We start from the raw sequence: 20,869 nt of genomic DNA on the forward strand, positions 1-20,869 counted from the left end.
AATGCGCGCAGTGGTGGTGACGGAACTGTCCGGGCCGGATGGCATGACGGTGCAGGAGGTGCCCGAACCGCAGGCTGAGGGTGCGGTGCTGATCGATGTCCGGGCGAGTGGGGTGTGTTTCCCCGACCTGCTGATCAGCTACGGCAAGTATCAGATTCGGCCCGAGCCGCCGTTCGTTCCCGGGGCGGAAGTGGCCGGGGTTGTCGTGTCGGCGCCGCCGGACTGCGGGCTCGAACCCGGTCGGCGGGTGCTGGCTGTCTCGCACGTCGGCGGATACGCCGAGCGGGTCGCCGTGCCACCCGCGCAGGTGCTGCCGATCCCCGACTCGCTGAGCTTCGAGGCCGCTGCGTCCCTCATCGTCAACTATCAGACGATGGAGTTCGCGCTGCAACGGCGGGCGCAATTACGTTCCGGCGAGACGGTCGTCGTGCTGGGCGCGGCGGGTGGTGTCGGCACGTCGACGATCCAGCTCGCGAAGGCCCACGGCGCGCGGGTGATCGCCGTCGTGCGGCGGGACGGTGCCGGGGACTTCCTGCGGGAATTGGGCGCCGACGAGGTCGTGCAGCTCAGGGAAGGCTGGGGCGAGCATGTTCGCGCCCTGACCGGTGGTGTCGGCGCGCAGGTGGTCGTCGATCCGGTCGGTGGTGACGCATTCGACGAAGCGGTGCGGGTCCTGGCCCCGGAAGGGCGGCTGCTGGTCATCGGGTTCGCCGGCGGAGCGATTCCCGAGGTCAAATTGAATCGTGTGCTCTTTCGCAACATCAGCATCGTCGGGGCGGCGTGGGGTGAATTCCTCCGTACCGAACCGGCCGCGCTGGCCGAGGTGCACGCTGCGCTGCTCGGCCACATCGAGCGAGGTCTGACGCCGTTGGTGAAGAGCCGATACCCGCTGGCCGACGCCGCCGAGGCGCTGCGCGACCTCGAGACGGGGCGGGTGCTGGGCAAAGCCGTACTCGTGCAGGAACGCGAGCAGTGACGCTGTGACACCCGACACCGATAATTCGGTTGCGGCATAGTTGCTCTTCGGCAATAGTTGCATCTGCGCTAGCATTTCGGGGTGGCCGACAACTCTCCCGCTCTTCTCTTCGAGGTACTCAACGATTTCTTCTCGCAAGTGCTGTGTGTGGGGGAGTCGGAGTCGATGGACGCCCTGATCGAGCTGGACCTCACGTTCTCTCAGGTACGCATGCTTTTCGCGCTCGCGCAGCACGGTGAGCCACTGCCGATCAACGAGGTTGCGGAACGGTTACGGCTCTCGGTGGCAGCAGCCGGTCGGAACGTCGACCAGCTCGTAAAGCTCGGTCTCGTCGTTCGTCGGGAGGACGACCGTGACCGAAGGGTCAAGCGAGTGTCCTTGTCGGAGGCGGGGCACAAGCTGGCCAACCAGCACATCGACTGCAAGCGTGATCAGTTGCGGCAGTTCGCATGGCGGATTCCGGAGGCCGAGCGGGCTCGACTGATCGAGGCCCTACAACCGATCCTCGCAGGAAACTTCCTGCGGGAAGACAACCAGGAGACATTCGGATGACATCGCCGAACGCCGCGCCCGCGGTGCCCGACAAGCTCGACGGCACGGTCCTCAAGATCGCGTCGGTGGTGGTGCTCGGCGCCATCATGTCGATCCTCGATGTGACCGTGGTCAGCGTCGCGCTGCCGACATTCGCCACCGAGTTCGACAGCACCTACGCCACCGTTGCGTGGACGATGACCGGGTACACGCTCGCGCTCGCTACCGTCATCCCTCTCACAGGGTGGGCGGCCGACAGGTTCGGCACCAAGCGCCTGTACATGACCGCACTGATCCTGTTCGTGCTCGGCTCGGTGCTGTGTAGTTTCGCCTGGGACATCACGACGCTGATCGGATTCCGCGTGCTCCAGGGTCTCGGCGGCGGCATGTTGATGCCGCTCGGCATGACCATCATGACAAGGGCGGCCGGCCCGGATCGAGTCGGCCGGGTCATGGCGGTGCTCGGTATCCCGATGCTGCTCGGACCCATCGGCGGTCCGATCCTCGGCGGCTGGCTGATCGAGGCGGCCAGCTGGCACTGGATCTTCCTGATCAACCTGCCCATCGGTATCGTCGCGCTCGCGGCGGCGTTCATCATCCTGCCGTCGGATCGGCCTTCGCCGTCGGAGTCCTTCGATTTCCTCGGAATGCTGCTGCTCTCGCCCGGCCTGGCGCTGTTTCTCTTCGGTGTGTCGTCCATTCCCGAGGTCGGCACCGTGGCCTCGGCCCGAGTGCTGGTGTCCGGAGCCATCGGATTGATGCTCATCATCGCGTTCGTCTTCCATGCGCTTCGCAAGGACCACCCGCTGATCGACCTCCGCCTGTTCAAGAACCGGCAGTTGTCGGTCGCGGTCATCACCACCTCGCTGTTCATCGTCGCGTTCATGGGTGCAGGTCTGCTCTTCCCGAGTTACTTCATCCAGGTCGGGGGACACACCACTCTGGCCGCCGGTCTGCTGATGGCTCCGCAGGGAATCGGCGCGATGCTGACCATGCCGGTCGCCGGTCGGCTCGTCGACAAGATCGGTCCGGGCAAGATCGTGCTCACGGGTCTGCCGCTGATTCTGATCGGCCTGGGAGTGTTCACCCAGGTCGCAGGGGATTCACCGGCGTGGCTGCTGATGGGTGCGCTGTTCGTGATGGGCCTGGGAATGGGTTGCACCATGATGCCGCTGATGACCGCAGCCATCGTCACCCTGTCCAACGAGCAGGTCGCGCGTGGTTCTTCGCTGATGAACATCGTCCAGCAGACCGCGGGTTCGATCGGTACCGCCGTCATGTCGGTCGTTCTGACGAACCAGCTACTCGATCGGGGTCTCGACAACCAGACCGTGGCGATGCAGCACGTTCCCGAGGTGGCCGCGCAGCAGCCTCCCGGCGCCGTCGACAGCATTCTTAATGCCGCGGCCGACGCCTTTGGCAACACCTTCATGGTGGCGACCGTGCTCATCGCACTGACTCTGATTCCGGCGTTCCTGTTGCCGCGGAAGAAGACGGTGAATCCGGCGCTCGAAGCAGAGGATGTTCCGCAGATCATGATGCACTGACCGGCTGCGTGGGGGATCCGGCGTATCGCGGCGAGGGGCGGCAAGCACTTGTGTGCTTGCCGCCCCTCGCGTTCCCGGCTACCCGGAATACTCCCATGTGGTTGAATGTTGTATCACATTGATGCACGCCTGACTGTGCGGTTCGGGAGGAACATTGATGCAGTTCGGAATATTCACCGTCGGCGACGTGACGACCGACCCCACCACTGGCCGCACTCCGTCCGAGCACGAGCGCATCAAGGCGATGACCACCATTGCCACACACGCCGAAGAGGTCGGGCTCGATGTCTTTGCGACCGGCGAGCATCACAATCCGCCTTTCGTCCCGTCGTCCCCGACGACCATGCTGGGGTATCTCGCCGCCAAGACGAAAAAGATCATCCTCTCGACGTCGACAACGCTGATCACGACCAACGACCCGGTGAAGATCGCCGAGGACTACGCCATGCTGTCGCATCTCGCCGACGGACGCGTCGACCTGATGATGGGCCGCGGCAATACGGCTCCGGTCTATCCGTGGTTCGGCCAGGACATCCGCCAGGGCATTCCGCTGGCGCTCGAGCATTACCGGTTGCTGCGTCGACTCTGGGACGAAGAGGTCGTGGACTGGCAGGGACAGTTCCGTACCCCCTTGCAGGGCTTCACCTCGACGCCGCGGCCGCTCGACGGTATTGCGCCGTTCGTGTGGCACGGCTCCATCCGCAGCCCGGAAATCGCGGAGATCGCGGCCTTTCACGGCGACGGATTCTTCGCGAACAACATCTTCTGGCCCAAGGAGCACTACATCGAGCTCATCAATCTGTACCGGGAGCGCTACGAGCATTACGGTCACGGGCGCGCTGATCAGGCGATCGTCGGATTGGGTGGGCAGGTGTTCATGCGAAAGAACGCACGGGACGCCGTCGACGAGTTCCGACCCTACTTCGACAACGCCCCGGTGTACGGGCACGGCCCCAGCCTCGAAGACTTCACCGCGCAGACGCCGTTGACGGTCGGGACGCCCGAGCAGGTGATCGAGAAGACCCTCATGTTCGCCGACTTCTTCGGCGACTATCAGCGTCAGCTGTTCCTCGTCGATCATGCAGGCCTTCCCCTGAAGACGGTGCTCGAACAGCTGGACCTGCTCGGTGGCGAGGTGGTTCCTGTGCTGCGCAGGGAGTTTGCCGCCCGTCGTCCGGCGCACGTGCCGGAGAATCCACCGACGCACGCGTCGATGAAGGCCGATCGGACGTTGACCGAGGCCACCCCTCGGTAGAACTGATCTGGCGCCTGGAGACGAGACTCCGAGCGTCGTACACGTGGTACCGCGCAGAGCCGACGAAAGGCACGATGGAATCGTGAGCAATGTGGAAGCGAATTCGGTGGAGAAGCGGTGTGAGTCCCGTCCCGGTGGCGAGGGTATCGAGGTGCTGAGCGCGCGCGAGGTTCCGCTGGGCGGCCCTCGCGCCATGCCGGTCCGGCGCACTCTGCCGCAGCGCGATCGTTCACTGATCGGGGCATGGTGCTTCGCCGATCACTACGGTCCGGACGATGTCGGACTCACCGGGGGGATGAACGTCCCGCCGCATCCACACACCGGGCTGCAGACAGTGAGCTGGTTGTTCACCGGCGAAATCGAGCACCGCGACAGCATCGGCTCACACGCCATGGTCCGGCCCGGCGAACTGAACCTGATGACGGCGGGGCGGGGCATCGCACATTCGGAGGTGTCGACGCCGGAGACGCACATTCTGCACGGAGCCCAGCTGTGGGTGGCGTTGCCCGCCTCGGCTCAGGACGCGCCGCCCGCCTTCGACACCTATGCGCCGGAACCGGTGGAGTTGGACGGCGCAACGGTCCGGGTGTTTCTCGGTACCACAGCGGGGTCGACATCGCCGGTCCGGACCTTCTCGCCGCTGCTGGGGGCGGAGGTCCTGCTGGATCCGGGTGCCGACGTCACCTTCGACATCGAACCCGGTTTCGAGGTCGGGGTTCTGGTCGACGAAGGCGACGTCCGGCTACGCGGAACCCCGCTGAAGTGGGCGGAACTCGGCTATCAGCCGCCGGGGTCCTCGGTAGTGGCACTGCGAAATACGGGTGAAACCCGCGCCCGGCTGCTGCTGCTCGGCGGCGAGCCACTCGGCGAGCAGGTGATCATGTGGTGGAACTTCCTCGGTCGCAGTCACGACGACATCGTCGGCTACCGCCGGGACTGGCAGTCGGAAATCCGTGGCTCAGGGTCCGCCGACTACCGGTTCGGAACCGTCGAAGGATACGACGGTTCGGCTTTGCCTGCGCCCGAGCTGCCGAACAGCCGGCTGAAACCGCGCGGCTGATCCCTCGCCCTTCAGTAGCTGGTCAGTGCGGTGTTGGCCCCGCACAGGACGACACACAGCGGTCGATCCGAGGACGGTACGAGTTCGCCGGTGAGGATCGCGGCGAGCGCCGCCGCCGTGCCGTGTTCGACGACGATCCGGAACTCCTCCCACAGGAGCGTTCGCGCGTCGAGCAGTGCGCTGTCATCCACGACGAGGCTGTCGACGGGCCGCCCCGACACGGTGGCCCACGCGATCGAGCCGATCTGAGTGGCCCCGAGGGAGTCGCCGGCAATGCTGTCGATGTCGATGTCCACGGGACGGCGTGCCGCGACGGCCGTGTGCAGGGTGGCCGCGCCGCGCGGTTCCACACCGATGATGGCGTCGTCGTCGCGGCTACCCGCGACGATGCCCGACAGCAGACCGCCGCCGCCCACGGCGACCACGTAGGTGACCGGTTCGGGGACGTCGTCCTGGATCTCGAGGGCGATGGTGCCCGCTCCCGCGACGATGTCCGGAAGGTCGTAGGCGTGCAGCGCCAGTGCGTTCGACGACTCGGCGAGCTCTGCGGCGTACGCGGCGGCCTCCGCATAACGGTCACCCACCGTGCGGACATCCGCCCCCAGCGCCCGCAGTTTCTCGATCTTGATGTCGGGCGCGGTATCCGGCACCACCACGGTGCATCTCACACCGCGCAGGCGTGACGCCCAGGCGGCGCCGATCGCGGCGTTTCCACCGGAGGCGATGACGACCCCCGCGTCGGCGAGCTGCCCCTCCTCCTCTGCGTGAAGCAAGGCGTTGAGACTGCCGCGGACCTTGAACGATCCGCCGTACTGGAGGAATTCGAGCTTGAAGATCACCGGAACGTCACCGTGGGCCGTCGGAACGGTGGCCCGGAAGGTGGGAGTTCGCCGGATCAGCCCGTCGATGCGCTCGCGCGCGTGAACGACGGAAGCATGGTCCACTGTGTCTGCCATGACATACATCGTGTCATCTCGTGAGGGCGGTGCTACCGCGACTGCTTGACCGTTGCGGTTCCCTGCGCGGCGGCACAGAGCACCTCTGATCCATCCTCCTGCACTGCGTAGATGTCGCAGCGGCACAGGGCCTGGCGCCGGGTCGCGGCGTCGGCCCGAGCGTCGGCGCGAAGGATCACTCCCAGCGCCGGACGCAAGTAGGTGATGGTGAATCCGGCGGTCATGATGTTCGCGCCGAGCACGGTGCCGGCCGCGAAGGTGAGCGCATTGTCGGCGGCGTAGGACAGGACGCCGCCGTGCACGAAACCACTCTGCTGCCGTAGATCATCACGGACGGGAATCTCGAGGGTGGTACGGCCGTCGCCGAACTGCGTCATGCGGGCGCCCACGAGCATGCTGAACGGCTGCGCTTCCAGCACGGCCCGGGCAGAGTCCGGAGTCAAGGCGACATCCACGGTCATGGTTCACTCCTGAGTTCGTAGCGACATCCACGCGGCGCGCGCCAATTCCGGGGCCACGGCGGCGGGTTCGGTGGTCATCGAGCCGGCGAGCCAGTGCCGGGAATACTCCTGCGCAGGTCCGAGCCACAGTGCGTACAGAACATCGAAGCCGAGGCGACGGACCGTGCCGTAATGCTCGTGGACACGCCACCAGTGCGTCACCTGGCGGAAGAATGCGGCGTTCTTGTCGTGCACACGCTGGTCGACGGCAGGGGGACGAGGCGCAGACAGGATCGCAGCCCTGTCCCGATGTATGGACACCCAGTCGAGGTGGTGTACGACCGCTCCTTCGATTCCGGTCCGTGCGTCCGCGCACTCGGACAGTGCAGTCCAGAACTGATCCTGATAGTCGGTGAGCGCGCGGAGCCAGACCTGCCCGTACAGCTCGGCCTTGTTGGGGAAGTGGTGGTACACCGCACCCACGCTCGCCCCAACGTCCTGCCGGATGTCGGACAGTCGGGTCTCGAGAACTCCGCGGCGTGCGAAGTGTGCTTCCGCCGCATCCAACAACAGACTTTGAATCGGCACCAACCGAATATAGTTCGGTCTCGCCGTCCGTGGGAAGGACTTCCCGTAATCTCCGCGATCAAGGCCGTGATGCCTGCGACGATGAGGACGTGCTCAATTCCCGGGCGAAACGGCGGCTTCCGCGGCGAGTCGGCGTGCGGCTCGTGCCGCGGCCGGGAGGTCTGGTGTCCCCGGCGCCTCGTTTACTGCGCCGTCCGGTTCCGCATCGCGTTCAGATCGAGAACTTCGAACGTGCCGGTCTCCTGGAGGGGCTCTCGGGTTCGGACCGTACTGCCCGGATCGGCGTGCTCGACACGCTGGTCGCGGAGAACGTAACCATCGACGAACTACGCGCCGCGACTCAGGGCAACCGGCTCGCTCACCTGTTGCTCGAGCATGCCTTGTCGCCGAAAGGCACGTACAGCATCGAGGAAATCTCGCAGCTGGCCGGTCTCACCGTCGAGGATGCCCGCCGTTGGTTTCGCGCCATCGGCAGGGGAGCGTCCGAGGACGGGGCGTACTACAACGACGGTGATGTGAGCCTTGCGCGAGGATTGAAGCAGTACCGAGATCTGGGACTCGACGAAGGTGGAATGTTCGCGGCCGCACGCGTCATGGGCCGCAATATCTGGACGTTGGCCGATGCCGCGGAGGCCCTCCTCCAGGACCGTCTCGCGGCAGCGGGTGATCACCCGGAAGTTGCCCTGCAGTATGCGGTGGAGGTGCGCCGTATCGCAGATTTCCAGGCACAGATACTCGCGCACATTCTTGCGACGAGCCTGCGTGAGCAACTGCGTTCGGACGCGGTCGGCATCGCCGGTGACTCGAACCTGCACATCCGGGGTTCTCAGCAGATCGGGGTGTGTTTCGCCGATCTCGTCGGGTTCACGCTGCTCGGCGAGCAGGGCGCGGCGGACGATCTGAGCCGGGTCGCGGAACGGCTCGACCGCCTGGCCACTGACCTTGTGGTCTCGCCTGTGCGATTGGTGAAGACGATCGGGGACGCGGTCATGCTGGTGTCGTGGGATGCCTCCGCGCTCGCGGGCGCCGCACTCGACCTCGTCGATGCCGCCCGTCTGGAAGGGTTGCCACCACTTCGGGCCGGCATCGACTGGGGAACCGCAGTGCCGAGCGCGGGCGACTGGTTCGGCCGACCGGTCAACATGGCGTCCCGCGTGGTGGCCGTCGCACCCGCCCACGAGGTGGTGGTCACCGGTGAGTTCTACGACGAACTGGACACCGACGACTTCTGGTGCGAACCGGCCGGCAGCCACAGGCTGAAGGGCATCGATTCGCCTCGGGAACTCTTCGCGATCGGCCGACGATCCGTCGCCTGAGTAACAGTTCTGCTAGAGCTTGTAGGACCCGGCGAAAATCGAGATTCCCGGCTTCCGACTCTCGACCTTGGTGTCCACGTGCAGGTCGGCGTAACCATCCTTGCCCTCGCGGAGCATGCGGGGACCGACGATTTCCTGCAGGACGTGTTCCTCCGCCGACTCGAACGACGTATCCGACGGGAGTTCGACCTCGAAGTTGTGCTGGTCCACGAGTGCCCTTTCCTGGTACTTCCGCGGGCGAATGCCGGTCGCGTCTCGATGATATGGGCTCCTCGCCCGCGCGTCAGGATTCGTCCGAGGGCGCGAATCGGGAGTTGAACTCCTGCGCCCGGAGATCGCGCGCGAGATGGTCGCGTTGCTCGACGATCAGTCTTCGCAGAGCGCCCGGTGCGTCGGCGTTCGCTGCGAGCCAGGCGTCGGCCGCGCCGAGGGTCTTCTCCCGGGGGAACAAGCCGGTCACCACCCGGCGTGCCATCTCGATGCTCCGGTCCCGCCAGGTCGGACGTACTGCGGCGAAGTAGTCTGCCGCGAACGGTGCGACGAGGTCACGTCGTGCTCCCGCGAGGAATCCGCTGATGGTGGCGTCGAGGTGATCGTTCGACAGCGAGTGGTCCTGGAAAATGGACGCCCAGGCCTCCGCCTTGACGGCGACTTCCGGACGGGCCGACATCGCACGCAGGTACGCGGTGCGACCGGACCCGGTGTCGTCGCGCTGCCATTCGGCGTGCAGGTCGGTGTCATCGGCATGACCGGTGGCGGCGAGAGCGAGCCAGAACGCCCACCGCAGGTCGGGGTCGAGAGACAGTCCGGACGGCGGCGGTGCACTGCCGTCGAGAATCGATCGAATGTCCGCCGCCCGGCCTCCGTCGGTTGCCGCAACGGCGGCGACAGCGCGCGCCCAGGTGAGCTGGGCGCCGGAATCACTGACGAACATTTCGTTCCAGGTGTGCTCGAGCCATCGGCTGCGGGCGTCCGCTCGGGCGGATTCGGGTAGGTAGTGCTCGATCGCGAAGGGCGCATTCGACAGCACCGAGGTCAGGAGAGCCGGGTTGGATTCCGTAGGGGAGAACCGCTGCGCCATGGCAAGATAGCGGGCTGCCTCCAGTTCGCTGTCCCGCGTCGCATTCCAGAGGGACGACCAGATCAGCCCGCGTGCCAACGGGTCGCGAACCCGGTCGAGGGAGTTCTCCACCGTGGTCAGCGAGCGAGTGTCGAGGCGCACCTTCGCATACGTCAGATCGGCGTCGTTCGGTAGCACCAGCGGGGCATCTGAGAGGTCGACGGGAGTCCGCGAGGTGGTGATGTCGATTTCGGTTCGCTCGGTGCACACCAGGTCGCCGGCTTCATCGAAGTCGTACATGCCGATCGCCAGCCGGTGCGGTCGGGGATCGGTCTGCGAAAGAGTCGCGCCGCCCCCGTCGTTGCGCTCCAGGGCCAGAGTCGATACTCCGCTGGTCTGCAGCCAGGCGTCCGCCCAGCTGGTCAGGTCGCGACCGGATGTGCCGGACAGCTCGGTCAGCAGATCGGCCAAGGTGGTGTTTCCGAAGGCATGGGCGCGGAAGTAGCGGCGAGCGCCCTCGAAGAAGGCGTCCCGACCCACGTAGGACGCGAGCTGCTTCAGCACACTGGCGCCCTTGGCGTAGGTGATGCCGTCGAAATTGAGCTTCGCGGCTTCGAGGTCGACGATGTCGGCCACGATGGGATGGGTCGTCGGGAGCTGGTCCTGGAGATAAGCCCAGGCCTTGCGCCGGTTGGCGAACGCCACCCACGCCTGTGTCCACCGCGTCGCCTCGGCACTGGCGAGCGACCCCATGTAGTCGGCAAACGACTCCTTGAGCCACAAATCGTCCCACCACACCATGGTGACCAGGTCACCGAACCACATGTGCGCCATCTCGTGGAGGATCGTGTTGGCCCGGCCCTCGTACTGGGCATCGGTCGCCGACCCACGGAACACGTACGCCTCGGTGAAGGTGACGCAGCCCGGATTCTCCATGGCCCCGAGGTTGTACTCGGGCACGAAGACCTGGTCGTACTTACCCCACGGATACGGGTAGTCGAAGGCGTCGGCGAAGAAGTCCAAGCCCTGCTGAGTGATGTCGAAAATGGTGTCGGCGTCCAGATATCGTGCCAGCGATGCCCGGCACAGGACGCTCAGCGGCACTGTGAGGTTTCCTCTCTGCCAAGAGAATTCGACCCTGTGGTACGGACCGGCCACGACCGCGGTGATGTAGGTGGACAGGGGCAAGGTAGCTGCGAAGGTGACGATCTGGCCGTCGCTGACGGTGTCGCGACGGTCGACGTGCTGGTTGGAGATCACCTCCCAGCCGCGTGGCGCGGTGACGACGAAGGTGAACGGAGCCTTGAGATCGGGTTGTTCGAAGCACGGGAAAACCCGGCGGGCGTCGGCCGGCTCGTACTGGGTGTACAGGTACGTCTGTCCGTCGGACGGGTCGACGAACCGGTGCAGACCCTCCCCGCTGCGCGAGTAGTCGCCCTGTGCGACCACGGTCACGACAGTGGATTCCCGTAGTCCGGTCAATGCGATACGTGCACCGTCGTACTGCACATCCACCGCGGTTCCGTCGACGGTCACCGACTCCACCCCGGCACCGATGAAGTCGAGCCAGGTGTCGGGGGAGCGTGAGGAGAATTCCACCGTGGTGGTGGTGCTGAAGGTGTCCCTGCCGGGGTCGACGGCACCGAGGAGGTCGAGCTCCACTCGGTACCGGAGCACCTCGATCGACCGGCTGCGTTCGGCTGTTTCGGCGCGGGACAGGTTCGCGGTACTCACGGCGTCGATACTGCCAGGCGGAGAAGGCTCGCGGAGAGACGGTGCGACGGCCGGCGACCACATGAGGGCGGTACCCGATAATGGCCCCATGCGGTCGCGGAGAAAGATCCTGGATGCCACGCTCGAGTTGATCAGAAGTGACGGCTTCGACGGGGTCACCATCGCGGCGGTGGCTCAGGCCGCGGGCGTCACGCGGCAAACCGTGTACTCCATCTTCGGGTCACGCGAGGAACTGGTGTCGCAGGCGATCGCCGGTCTTGCGGTGGAGGTGGTGGGCGGCATCCGTTCCCGCTTGGACGCCACCGGCACGCCCTTCGAGCTCGTCGTCGAGCTCGTCGTCGCCAGTCGGGCTGCGGTGCACGCGGACCCGGTCCTCGCGGCACTGCTCCAGGCCGAGCAGGGAAACCCTCTTTTCGACGCGGAAATGATGCGTCGCGCCAAACCCGTTGCACGCGAGTTGCTCTCACCTCTCGTTGATCGCTACCCCGACACGCAGACGCACCTGGACGACATCGTCGAAATCCTGGTCCGCTTGGGGCTCTCGGTCATCATGTTCGACGACGAAGCCGTTCACGCCGACGACGACCTGCGAAGGTTTCTCACCCGCTGGCTACTGCCGGCGATGCCCTTCGGTTCGTGACGACCCGGCGCGGTGTGCGCCCCAGGTTCCGCCTCTCGAACAAACGAGTTTCTTGACACATCTTCGATCGAGTGTCTAGTTTGACCTCGCCTGAGGGATTGCATCGGGCGCTCTGCCCGCAAATGCGTCCGGTTGGCCGGCTCACGCGTGATGTGACCACGTCGACCTGTCTTGTCATCTCGCCGAGTACGCCTCCACCGAGAGCTGGGGAAAGCTGTGTCTGCACTTAATCGCCGGTCCTTTCTGACGGGCGCGGCCGCCGCGGGAATTGCGTTGGCGAGCCCGTGCGTTGCCCAGGCCGGCGTCAGTCGGGAGGACCGTGGTGCGCGAACCTCGGTCACCCGCGAAGATCACCGGGTAATCGTCGTCGGATCCGGATTCGGGGGTGGTGTCGCAGCTCTTCGGCGCGCCGGTGTTGGAGCCGTACACAGGTCTCCTCGAGACGGTGCTCGGTGAGAACATGACCGCACTGTGCGCTGCGGGAGTCGGCGGCGGGTCCTTGGTATATCAAGGGATGACCCTGCAGCCGGCCGAGGCCGTCGTCAACTCTCATTTTCCGGAGGCGGTTCCCCTCCACCTGGCATCCGCTGGGCGGTGCCTGCATGGGCACGGTGTGCGTCCTCGAAGGCCGCGTGCACGGCCAGCGCGGGCTGTACGTGCTCGACGGTGCCCTGATGCCCGGCAACACCGCCGCGTGCAACCCGTCGATGACGATCGCCGCTGTGGCCGAGCGCGCATTGGACCGCATCGTCGCTGCCGACGTCGGGACCCTGATATGAACTAGACGCGGAAAGGAACTACCTGTTGCTCAGTACCGACCCGATGCCGGCGGCGACGACGAGCGCGATCGCGGCCAGCGTCTGCAGTCCCAGTACCTGCCCGAGGACGAGAACCCCGGCGAGCGTGGCAGCCGCCGGCTCGAGCGCGATGAGGATGGCGAACACCTTCTTACTCATCACCTGTAGCGCCCGCAGTTCGAGAGTGTACGGAATGACCGAAGACAGCAGAGCCACCGCGGCGCCCACCGCCAGAGTGCGGGGATCGAACAGTGCTGTCCCGCCTGAGATCACGCCGAGAGGCAGCGTGAGCACCGCGGCGACGATGCTGGCACCGGCCAGGCCGTCAGCGCTCGGAACCGTCGCCGCCAAGTGTGAACCGGCGATGATGTAGCCCGCCCACGCCGCGCCCGCAGTGAGGGCGAATGCGACACCGACGGCGTCCAGCGCCTCGGTGCCCGTGTCCCGCAATCCGAGGATCAACACTCCCGCGAGAGCCGCCAGCACCCACACGCCGTCGCGGAGTTGTCGCGACAAGACGGCGGCCAGGGTGAGCGGCCCCAGGAACTCGATGGTGACGGTGGTGCCCAACGGTAGCCGCGCCAGCGCCTCGTAGAAGGCCGAATTCATTACTGCGAGGGCAAGTCCCAGGGCGACGATGCCCTCTCGTTGCGGTCGCGTCCACCGATGCCATCGTGGACGGACCAGAATGCCGAGGATGAGTGCGGCGACGGTGAGCCGCAGTGCCACGGCGCCCGACGCGCCGACCGTGTCGAACAAGGTGCTCCCGAAGGCGGCGCCGAACTGGACGGACAACACCGATCCGAGGACCGACAGGACAGGGACGAGCCGGCTGGGGGACGTTCCGGTCACGGGCGCTGTGTTTCCGCCGCAGCGGTGCGGTGAACCTGTCTTACGGCCGGGCGGAACCGATTCACTGCCCCGTGAAGTTCGGTGTCCGGCGATCGAGCATCGCCCCGACGGCTTCGTGGTGGTCGGCGGTGTGGTGTGCGAGCGCTTGCATCGCCGCCGAGAGTTCGAGCAGGCTTTCGAGGCTGTGTTGGCGTCCCTCGCGAAGCAGCTTCTTGGTCATTCGAAGCACCTGGGGTGGGTTGACCGCTACCCGGTCGGCCAGCGTCCGCGCCGCCGGCAGCAACTGGTCGGGCTCGGTCACCTGGGAAACGAGTCCCCACTCGAGGGCTTTGGCGGCGTCGATCGCGTCACCGGTGAACGCCATTTCGCTGGCGCGCGCCATGCCGATGGCCTGCGGAAGAAACCAGGCGCCCCCGTCGCCGGGAACGAGGCCGACCTTGACGAAACTCTCCGCGAAGACGGCGGCGGTGGAGGCGATCCGCATGTCACACATCAACGAGAGGTCGCAGCCCGCGCCGATTGCCGGCCCGTTGACGGCGGCGATGGTCGGTACCTCGCAGTGGTACAGGGCGAGTGGGATCCGCTGGATGCCGTGTCGGTAGCCCTGCCGGATTTCGGCGGGGGAGCCGCCGAACATTCCTTCGCGGTTCTGCATGTGCTTGACGTTGCCGCCGGAAGAGAACGCCGAACCGGAACCGGTGATGATGGCGGCGCGCACGCTGGGGTCACCGTTGACCTCGGCCACCGCGTTCTCGAGTGCCTCGATCACGTCGGGCTCGGAGATCGGGTTGCGGGCCTCGGGACGATTGAGCGTCCACGTGATGATGTCGCCATCGCGGGTGGTGAGCACAGCGTCGGTCATGAACGGCTCCCTCTGGGTGTGTGCGGCTTTCGGAACAGAGCCAAGTCTTGCATTCCGGCTAGATGCCGGCCCTCCGCACCAACGCGTCGGTGAGGGTCGGCGCGAAGAACCCCAGAACCCGGAACAGCTCCCCATATCCCGGAAGCAACTCCACGGGCCGCGTCCGGACGGCGGTGACGAACCATTCGGCCGCCTGCTCAGGGGACAACGCCGCCATCGAGTCGTAGTCCGTGGTCGGGGCGATCATGGGCGTCCTCACCAGAGGCAGGTCGAGGGTGGTGACAGCGATGCCGCGATCGCGAAGTTCGGCACCGAGACTGCGACCGAACGCGCCGACCGCCGCCTTCGACGCGTGGTAGGCGGAGAACTTGGGCATCACACCTGCGGGCACACCCCATGTGGCCACGTTGATGATGTGGCCGTCGCGACGCTCGAGCATCGACGGAAGTAACGCGAGCGTGAGCCGGGTCGAACCGAAGTAGTTGATCGCCATGGTGCGCTCGTAGTCGTGGAAGCGGTCGAGCGAATCTTCGACCGTCCGCCGGATCGAGCGTCCGGCGTTGTTGACGAGGACGTCGACAGGGCCGATATCGCCGAGCACCCGGGATACCATGGCGTCGATCGAGTCGGGGTCGGTCAGGTCGCAGGGGACGGCGTGGGCGTCGCACCCTGCACGCAGGATGTCGTCGCGGACGGCTTCGAGGGCTTCGGCGCCTCGGGCGACGAGCACGACCTCCGCCCCGAGATGTGCGAGTCGGCGTGCCGCAGCCTCGCCGACACCCGACGAACCCCCGGTGACCAGGATGCGCTTCCCGGCTACCCGATGTCCCGACTTCGGTACGAGGCGCGTCGCGAGTGTCCGCGGCGAGGGGAGAGGATTCAGTGCCGCCTGGGTGAGCAACTGTCGGATCACGTCCCCAGCGTGGCAGCAGACCGCCCGCAATGCACCCGGCGACACGGCAAGGACAAAAACAATCAATCGTGCTTGCTTTTTTACGGGGTTGGTGTGATGCTGGTCGCATGGCCGAACTGCAGAGGTTCATCGATGACGTATGTGCCGAGAGTGAAGCGCTGGATGCGCTGGTCGCAGACCTCCCGGACCCCCGATGGGGAGACCCCACACCTGCGGAGGGATGGACGATCGCCCACCAGATCGGGCATCTGCTCTGGACCGATCGAGCCGCCCTGCTGGCGATCACCGACCCCGACGCGTTCACCACGCAGCTGGCGGTCGCCGCGGCAGACCCGGCAGGTTTCGTCGACGCCGGTGCCCGCGAGTTCGCGAGCCTCCCGCCGGCGCAGCTCCTCGAGGACTGGCGGACGACCCGTGCACAGCTCGCCGATGCTCTGGCCGCGGTGCCGCCCGACCAGAAAATCCTGTGGTACGGACCGCCGATGAAGGCGGCGTCCATGGCGACGGCCCGCTTGATGGAAACGTGGGCGCACGGCCAGGACGTGGCCGACGCTCTGGGAGTGACACGGACACCTACTGCGAGGCTGAGAAGCATCGCCCACCTCGGTGTCCGCACCCGCGACTTCGCCTACGCCGTCAACGAGCTTCCTGCGCCGTCCGAGGAATTCCGCGTCGAACTGACCGCGCCCGGTGGTTCGTCCTCGTGGACATGGGGACCCGAGGACGCCGCCCAGAGGGTGACCGGACCGGCAGAAGACTTCTGCCTGCTCGTCACCCAGCGTGCGAATCGGGCAGACCTTACTCTCGTCGCGACCGGGCCGGACGCCGACCAATGGCTGGACATCGCACAGGCTTTCGCGGGTCCCGCCGGCGGGGGACGGGAGGCGGGGTCGCGATGACGGTGCGGATCGGCAACTGTTCCGGCTTCTACGGTGACCGCCTGTCGGCGATGCGCGAGATGCTCGAGGACGGCGAACTCGACTACCTGACCGGTGACTATCTCGCCGAACTGACCATGTTGATCCTCGGTCGTGACCGCATGAAGGACCCCGACCGGGGATACGCCAAAACGTTTCTCCGCCAGGCTGAAGACTGCCTCGGACTGGCCCTGGACAAGGGCGTCCGCATAGTGGCCAACGCAGGTGGCCTCAATCCCGCAGGTCTGGCCGCGGCACTGCGTGCAGTGAACGACACGCTGGGGCTGCAGGCAAAGATCGCTTACGTCGAGGGTGACGATCTGATCGGGCGGACCGCGGAACTCGGACTGGGCAGTCCGCTGACCGCCAATGCCTACCTCGGAGCGTGGGGAATCGTCGAATGCCTGAATGCCGGGGCCGACGTGGTGGTCACCGGCCGTGTCACCGACGCCTCGGTGATCGTGGGACCGGCGGCTGCGCACTTCGGGTGGCAACGGGGCGACTTCGATCAGCTGGCGGGTGCGGTGGTGGCGGGTCACGTCATCGAGTGCGGCACCCAGGCCACCGGGGGCAACTATGCATTCTTCACCGAGATCGCCGACCTCGACCGGCCCGGGTTTCCGATCGCCGAGATCGACGCGGACGGATCCTCGGTCATCACCAAGCACCCCGGAACGGGCGGGGCGGTGACGGCCGGAACCGTGACCGCGCAGCTGCTGTACGAGATCACGGGCGGCCGGTATGCCGGCCCCGACGTGACGGCCCGGATCGACACCGCCGAGCTGTCCGACGACGGCGCCGATCGTGTCCGCATCAGCGGGGTCACGGGTGAGCCGCCGCCGCCGCAGCTGAAAGTCTCGTTGAACACCCTCGCCGGGTTCCGGAACGAGGCCGTGTTCGTCCTGACCGGCCTCGACATCGAGGCCAAGGCGGCGCTGGTGCGGAGACAACTCGAGAGTGGGCTGACCATCCGTCCGGCCGAACTGGAGTGGTCGCTCGCCCGCACCGACCACCCGGACGCCGATACCGAGGAGGCCGCGAGCGCACTACTGCGGTGTGTGGTTCGCGATTCCGACGCCGCCGCGGTGGGGCGCAGCTTCTCCTCGCTCGCAGTCGAACTCGCACTCGCCAGCTATCCCGGCTTCACGCTCACCGCCCCACCCGGGCAGGGGCAGCCCTACGGGGTGTTCACGCCCGGATACGTACACGTCAAGGAAGTTCCGCACGTCGCGGTACTGCCGGACGGCGCCCGCGTCGACATCGAGCCGTCTCCCGAGGTGCGTGAACTCGAGGACGTCGACGATCCGGTACTCCCGGGGGCACCGGCCAGTGGCCCGACGACGCGCTGCCCCCTCGGCACCATTGCCGGTGCCCGCAGCGGCGACAAGGGCGGCAACGCCAACGTCGGTGTGTGGGTCCGCACCGACGAACAGTGGCGGTGGCTGGTCCACACCCTGACAGTCGACGAAGTGAAACGACTCCTCCCGGAGGCTGCCGACCTCCCCGTCACGCGGTACGTGCTGCCGAAACTGCGCGCCGTCAATTTCGTCATCGAGGGAATTCTCGGGCAGGGCGTCGCGTCCCAGGCCCGATTCGACCCGCAGGCCAAGGGTCTCGGTGAATGGTTGCGCTCGAGGCACGTCGATATTCCGAAAGCACTCCTCCCCGAAGGGACAAGTTCGTGAACGTGTGGGACACACCGGAACGGCAGGAGCTGCGCAAGACCGTGCGCGGTTTCGTCGAGCGACAGATACTTCCGCATCTCGCGGACTGGGAGCGTGACGGTGAGATTCCGCGCGCACTGCACCGTGAGGCAGCCGAACTCGGGCTGATGGGCGCCGGATTTCCGGAGTCCGTCGGCGGCGAGGGCGGGGATTTGGTGGACGCGGTCCTCATCTGCGAGGAGATGCACCAGGCCGGGGCGTCGGGTGGTCTGTTCGCGTCTCTGTTCACCTCGGGCATCGCCCTGCCGCACCTGGCAGCGGCCGGTGACCCGGAGCAGATAGAGAAGTGGGTGCGGCCCACCCTGCGCGGAGACCTCATCGGCTCGCTCGCCATCACGGAACCGGGCGGCGGTTCCGACGTCGGCCACCTGCGGACCACCGCGGTGCGCGACGGCGACCACTTCGTCGTCAACGGTTCCAAAACCTTCATCACCTCCGCGTGCCGCGCCGACTTCGTGGTCACCGCGGTACGCACCGGCGGACCCGGTGCCGCCGGTGTGTCCCTTCTCGTGATCGAGAAGGGAACACCCGGTTTCGAGGTAGCCCGCAAGCTCGACAAGATGGGATGGCGCGCGTCCGACACCGCGGAGTTGTCGTTCGTCGACGCGCGTGTGCCGGTCGCCAACCTCGTCGGCGCCGAGAACAGCGGATTCTCACAGATCGCCCAGGCCTTTCTCACCGAACGCATCGCGCTTGCAGCCCAAGCGTATTCGAGTGCGCAGCGGTGCCTCGACCTCACGTTGGCGTGGGTCCGCGACCGCGAAACCTTCGGGCGGCCACTGATCAGCAGGCAGGCAGTGCAGAACACGGTCACGGAAATGGCCCGGAAGATCGATGTGGCCCGGGTGTACACCCGGACTCTGGTCGAGCGGTCGCTCGAATCGAACGAGGACTTCATCGCGGAGGTGTGTTTCGCGAAGAACACCGCGGTGGAGTCGGGCGAATGGGTGGCCAACCAGGCTGTTCAGCTGTTCGGAGGGCTCGGTTACATGCGGGAGAGCGAAGTGGAGCGGCAGTACCGCGACATGCGCATTCTGGGAATCGGCGGGGGCACCACGGAGATACTGACCGGCCTTGCCGCCAAGCGATTGGGGTATCAAGCATGACGACGCTGAAGTCGACTCTCGACACCGGCTCGGACGAGTACGCGGCCGCGGCGAAAGCCATGACCGACAAACTCGCCGAGATCGACACCGAACACGCCAAGGCGCTCGCCGGCGGCGGGGAGAAGTACACCGAACGGCACAAGAAGCGCGGAAAGCTCCTCGCCCGCGAACGGATCGAATTGCTGCTGGACCCCGACTCGCCCTTTCTCGAGCTGTGCCCGCTGGCGGCGTGGGGCAGCGAGTTCCCGGTCGGCGCCAGCACCGTGGTCGGGATCGGGGTAGTCGAGGGTGTCGAGTGCCTGATCGTGGCCAACGACCCGACGGTCCGCGGTGGCACGAGCAACCCGTGGACACTGCGGAAAGGGTTCCGCGCCAACGACATCGCACGGCAGAACCGGCTCCCGGTCATTTCACTCGTGGAGTCGGGCGGCGCCGACCTCCCCACCCAGAAGGAAGTGTTCATTCCCGGCGGTCGCATGTTCCGCGACCTCACCCAGCTGTCCGCCGCGGGCATCCCGACCATCGCGCTCGTCTTCGGGAACTCGACCGCCGGCGGCGCGTACATCCCGGGCATGTCCGATCACGTCGTGATGATCAAGGAACGGTCCAAGGTGTTCCTCGCCGGACCTCCGCTCGTGAAAATGGCCACCGGTGAGGAGTCGGACGACGAAACCCTCGGCGGCGCCGAAATGCATGCCCGCAAGTCCGGTCTCGCCGACTACTTCGCCATCGACGAGCAGGACGCGATCCGGATCGGCCGCAGCATCGTCAAGCGACTGAACTGGAAGAAGCAGGGTCCCGCGCCCCGGGCCGAGGTCATCGAACCGCTCGCGGACCCCGAGGAACTGCTCGGCATCGTCCCCGCCGACCTCAAGATCCCGTTCGATCCCCGAGAGGTGATCGCCCGCATCGTCGACGGCTCCGACTTCGACGAGTTCAAGCCGATGTACGGGTCTTCGCTCGTCACCGGCTGGGCCGAACTGCACGGGTATCCGATCGGCATCCTCGCCAACGCGCGCGGTGTTCTCTTCAGCGAGGAGTCGCAGAAGGCCACCCAGTTCATCCAGCTGGCCAACCGTTCGAACACCCCGCTGCTGTTCCTGCACAACACCACCGGATACATGGTGGGTAAGGAGTACGAGGAGGGCGGGATGATCAAGCACGGTTCGATGATGATCAACGCGGTCTCCAATTCCACCGTCCCGCACATCTCGATCCTCCTCGGGGCGTCGTACGGGGCCGGGCACTACGGCATGTGCGGACGCGCATTCGACCCGCGATTCCTGTTCGCCTGGCCCAGTTCCAAGTCGGCCGTCATGGGCGGTGCGCAGTTGGCGGGCGTCATCTCCATTGTCAGCCGGGCGTCGGCCGAAGCGCGCGGCCAGGCCTTCGACGAAGAGGCCGACGCCGGCATGCGGGCCATGATCGAGAACCAGATCGAGGCCGAATCGATCCCGATGTTCCTGTCCGGTCGCCTGTACGACGACGGTGTGATCGATCCCCGCGACACCCGAACCGTGGTGGGAATGTGCCTGTCGGCCATTGCCAACGCCCCGATCGAAGGCGCCGAGAACTTCGGCGTCTTCCGGATGTGA

At 66.3% G+C, this 20,869-nt stretch carries 20 protein-coding genes and 1 pseudogene; 13 read left to right on the forward strand and 8 right to left on the reverse strand.

What is annotated here, in order from left to right; all coding sequences use genetic code 11:
- The first annotated feature begins 1 nt into the window (after position 1).
- The 5 genes from CBI38_RS08355 to CBI38_RS08375 all read left to right on the forward strand — a co-directional run bounded on the left by CBI38_RS08355 (position 2) and on the right by CBI38_RS08375 (position 5,369).
- A complete protein-coding gene (locus CBI38_RS08355) occupies positions 2 to 976 on the forward strand; it encodes an NADPH:quinone oxidoreductase family protein (RefSeq protein WP_109328003.1) in 975 nt (324 codons plus the stop codon).
- A gap of 81 nt (positions 977 to 1,057) precedes the next feature.
- Positions 1,058 to 1,528: a MarR family winged helix-turn-helix transcriptional regulator gene (locus CBI38_RS08360; RefSeq protein WP_109328005.1), complete on the forward strand. Its 471-nt coding sequence runs from the start codon at positions 1,058 to 1,060 to the stop codon at positions 1,526 to 1,528.
- The gene (locus CBI38_RS08365; RefSeq protein ID WP_109328007.1) at positions 1,525 to 3,054 is read left to right on the forward strand and encodes a DHA2 family efflux MFS transporter permease subunit; all 1,530 of its coding nucleotides are present in this window, start codon (positions 1,525 to 1,527) and stop codon (positions 3,052 to 3,054) included. The genes CBI38_RS08360 and CBI38_RS08365 overlap by 4 nt, the downstream gene beginning before the upstream one ends.
- A 157-nt stretch (positions 3,055 to 3,211) precedes the next feature.
- Positions 3,212 to 4,309 (forward strand): LLM class flavin-dependent oxidoreductase, encoded by a 1,098-nt coding sequence (locus CBI38_RS08370; protein WP_109328009.1) that lies wholly within the window; start codon positions 3,212 to 3,214, stop codon positions 4,307 to 4,309.
- Between the two features lie 82 nt (positions 4,310 to 4,391).
- Positions 4,392 to 5,369, forward strand: coding sequence for a pirin family protein (locus CBI38_RS08375; protein WP_109334938.1), 978 nt, complete (start codon positions 4,392 to 4,394; stop codon positions 5,367 to 5,369).
- 11 nt (positions 5,370 to 5,380) lie between these two features.
- On the opposite strand, the gene CBI38_RS08380 is transcribed toward CBI38_RS08375, so the two are convergent.
- Genes CBI38_RS08380 through CBI38_RS08390 form a run of 3 tightly spaced genes read right to left on the reverse strand, consistent with a single transcriptional unit; the run spans position 5,381 to position 7,353 of the window.
- A complete protein-coding gene (locus CBI38_RS08380; protein WP_109334939.1) occupies positions 5,381 to 6,325 on the reverse strand; it encodes a serine/threonine dehydratase in 945 nt (314 codons plus the stop codon).
- Between the two features lie 32 nt (positions 6,326 to 6,357).
- Positions 6,358 to 6,786, reverse strand: coding sequence for a PaaI family thioesterase (locus CBI38_RS08385; protein ID WP_109328011.1), 429 nt, complete (start codon positions 6,784 to 6,786; stop codon positions 6,358 to 6,360).
- Positions 6,787 to 6,789: 3 nt separating this feature from the next.
- Positions 6,790 to 7,353, reverse strand: coding sequence for a TetR/AcrR family transcriptional regulator (locus CBI38_RS08390; protein ID WP_109328012.1), 564 nt, complete (start codon positions 7,351 to 7,353; stop codon positions 6,790 to 6,792).
- Positions 7,354 to 7,517: 164 nt separating this feature from the next.
- Here CBI38_RS08390 and CBI38_RS08395 point away from each other — a divergent pair, with 164 nt between their 5' ends.
- Complete coding sequence (locus CBI38_RS08395) at positions 7,518 to 8,669, forward strand: adenylate/guanylate cyclase domain-containing protein (RefSeq protein ID WP_109334940.1); 1,152 nt, start codon at positions 7,518 to 7,520, stop codon at positions 8,667 to 8,669.
- A gap of 12 nt (positions 8,670 to 8,681) precedes the next feature.
- Here the strand turns inward: CBI38_RS08395 and CBI38_RS08400 are convergent, their stop codons facing one another.
- Entirely contained in the window at positions 8,682 to 8,879 is a 198-nt protein-coding gene (locus tag CBI38_RS08400) for a hypothetical protein (protein ID WP_109328013.1), read from the reverse strand.
- Between the two features lie 73 nt (positions 8,880 to 8,952).
- Entirely contained in the window at positions 8,953 to 11,463 is a 2,511-nt protein-coding gene (gene pepN, locus CBI38_RS08405; RefSeq protein WP_109328015.1) for an aminopeptidase N, read from the reverse strand.
- A gap of 88 nt (positions 11,464 to 11,551) precedes the next feature.
- Here pepN and CBI38_RS08410 point away from each other — a divergent pair, with 88 nt between their 5' ends.
- The 3 genes and pseudogenes from CBI38_RS08410 to CBI38_RS38890 form a co-directional block, all read left to right on the forward strand.
- Positions 11,552 to 12,103 (forward strand): TetR/AcrR family transcriptional regulator, encoded by a 552-nt coding sequence (locus CBI38_RS08410; RefSeq protein ID WP_109328017.1) that lies wholly within the window; start codon positions 11,552 to 11,554, stop codon positions 12,101 to 12,103.
- 216 nt (positions 12,104 to 12,319) lie between these two features.
- Complete coding sequence (locus CBI38_RS38885) at positions 12,320 to 12,559, forward strand: twin-arginine translocation signal domain-containing protein (protein WP_230990108.1); 240 nt, start codon at positions 12,320 to 12,322, stop codon at positions 12,557 to 12,559.
- A gap of 110 nt (positions 12,560 to 12,669) precedes the next feature.
- Positions 12,670 to 12,882: pseudogene (locus CBI38_RS38890) on the forward strand (GMC oxidoreductase); the annotation flags it as partial.
- 18 nt (positions 12,883 to 12,900) lie between these two features.
- On the opposite strand, the gene CBI38_RS08420 reads toward CBI38_RS38890, so the two are convergent.
- The 3 genes from CBI38_RS08420 to CBI38_RS08430 all read right to left on the reverse strand — a co-directional run bounded on the left by CBI38_RS08420 (position 12,901) and on the right by CBI38_RS08430 (position 15,515).
- Positions 12,901 to 13,752 (reverse strand): EamA family transporter, encoded by an 852-nt coding sequence (locus CBI38_RS08420; protein ID WP_109328019.1) that lies wholly within the window; start codon positions 13,750 to 13,752, stop codon positions 12,901 to 12,903.
- A gap of 61 nt (positions 13,753 to 13,813) precedes the next feature.
- Positions 13,814 to 14,614, reverse strand: a complete 801-nt coding sequence (locus CBI38_RS08425) for a crotonase/enoyl-CoA hydratase family protein (RefSeq protein WP_109328021.1) — start codon at positions 14,612 to 14,614, stop codon at positions 13,814 to 13,816.
- 58 nt (positions 14,615 to 14,672) lie between these two features.
- The gene (locus CBI38_RS08430) at positions 14,673 to 15,515 is read right to left on the reverse strand and encodes an SDR family oxidoreductase (protein WP_109334941.1); all 843 of its coding nucleotides are present in this window, start codon (positions 15,513 to 15,515) and stop codon (positions 14,673 to 14,675) included.
- Positions 15,516 to 15,634: 119 nt separating this feature from the next.
- Between CBI38_RS08430 and CBI38_RS08435 the strand changes: the two genes are divergently transcribed.
- From CBI38_RS08435 to CBI38_RS08450, 4 genes are read left to right on the forward strand one after another with little or no spacing between them, the layout of a single operon-like run.
- Positions 15,635 to 16,426, forward strand: coding sequence for a TIGR03084 family metal-binding protein (locus CBI38_RS08435; RefSeq protein ID WP_109328023.1), 792 nt, complete (start codon positions 15,635 to 15,637; stop codon positions 16,424 to 16,426).
- Positions 16,423 to 18,129: an acyclic terpene utilization AtuA family protein gene (locus CBI38_RS08440; RefSeq protein WP_109328025.1), complete on the forward strand. Its 1,707-nt coding sequence runs from the start codon at positions 16,423 to 16,425 to the stop codon at positions 18,127 to 18,129. The genes CBI38_RS08435 and CBI38_RS08440 overlap by 4 nt, the downstream gene beginning before the upstream one ends.
- Positions 18,126 to 19,274 (forward strand): acyl-CoA dehydrogenase family protein, encoded by a 1,149-nt coding sequence (locus tag CBI38_RS08445; protein ID WP_109328027.1) that lies wholly within the window; start codon positions 18,126 to 18,128, stop codon positions 19,272 to 19,274. Before CBI38_RS08440 ends, CBI38_RS08445 begins: the two co-directional genes overlap by 4 nt.
- Complete coding sequence (locus tag CBI38_RS08450; protein ID WP_109328029.1) at positions 19,271 to 20,869, forward strand: acyl-CoA carboxylase subunit beta; 1,599 nt, start codon at positions 19,271 to 19,273, stop codon at positions 20,867 to 20,869. Before CBI38_RS08445 ends, CBI38_RS08450 begins: the two co-directional genes overlap by 4 nt.

Origin of the sequence: Rhodococcus oxybenzonivorans (genome assembly GCF_003130705.1) — a bacterium.
GTDB classification, from domain to species: domain Bacteria; phylum Actinomycetota; class Actinomycetes; order Mycobacteriales; family Mycobacteriaceae; genus Rhodococcus_F; species Rhodococcus_F oxybenzonivorans.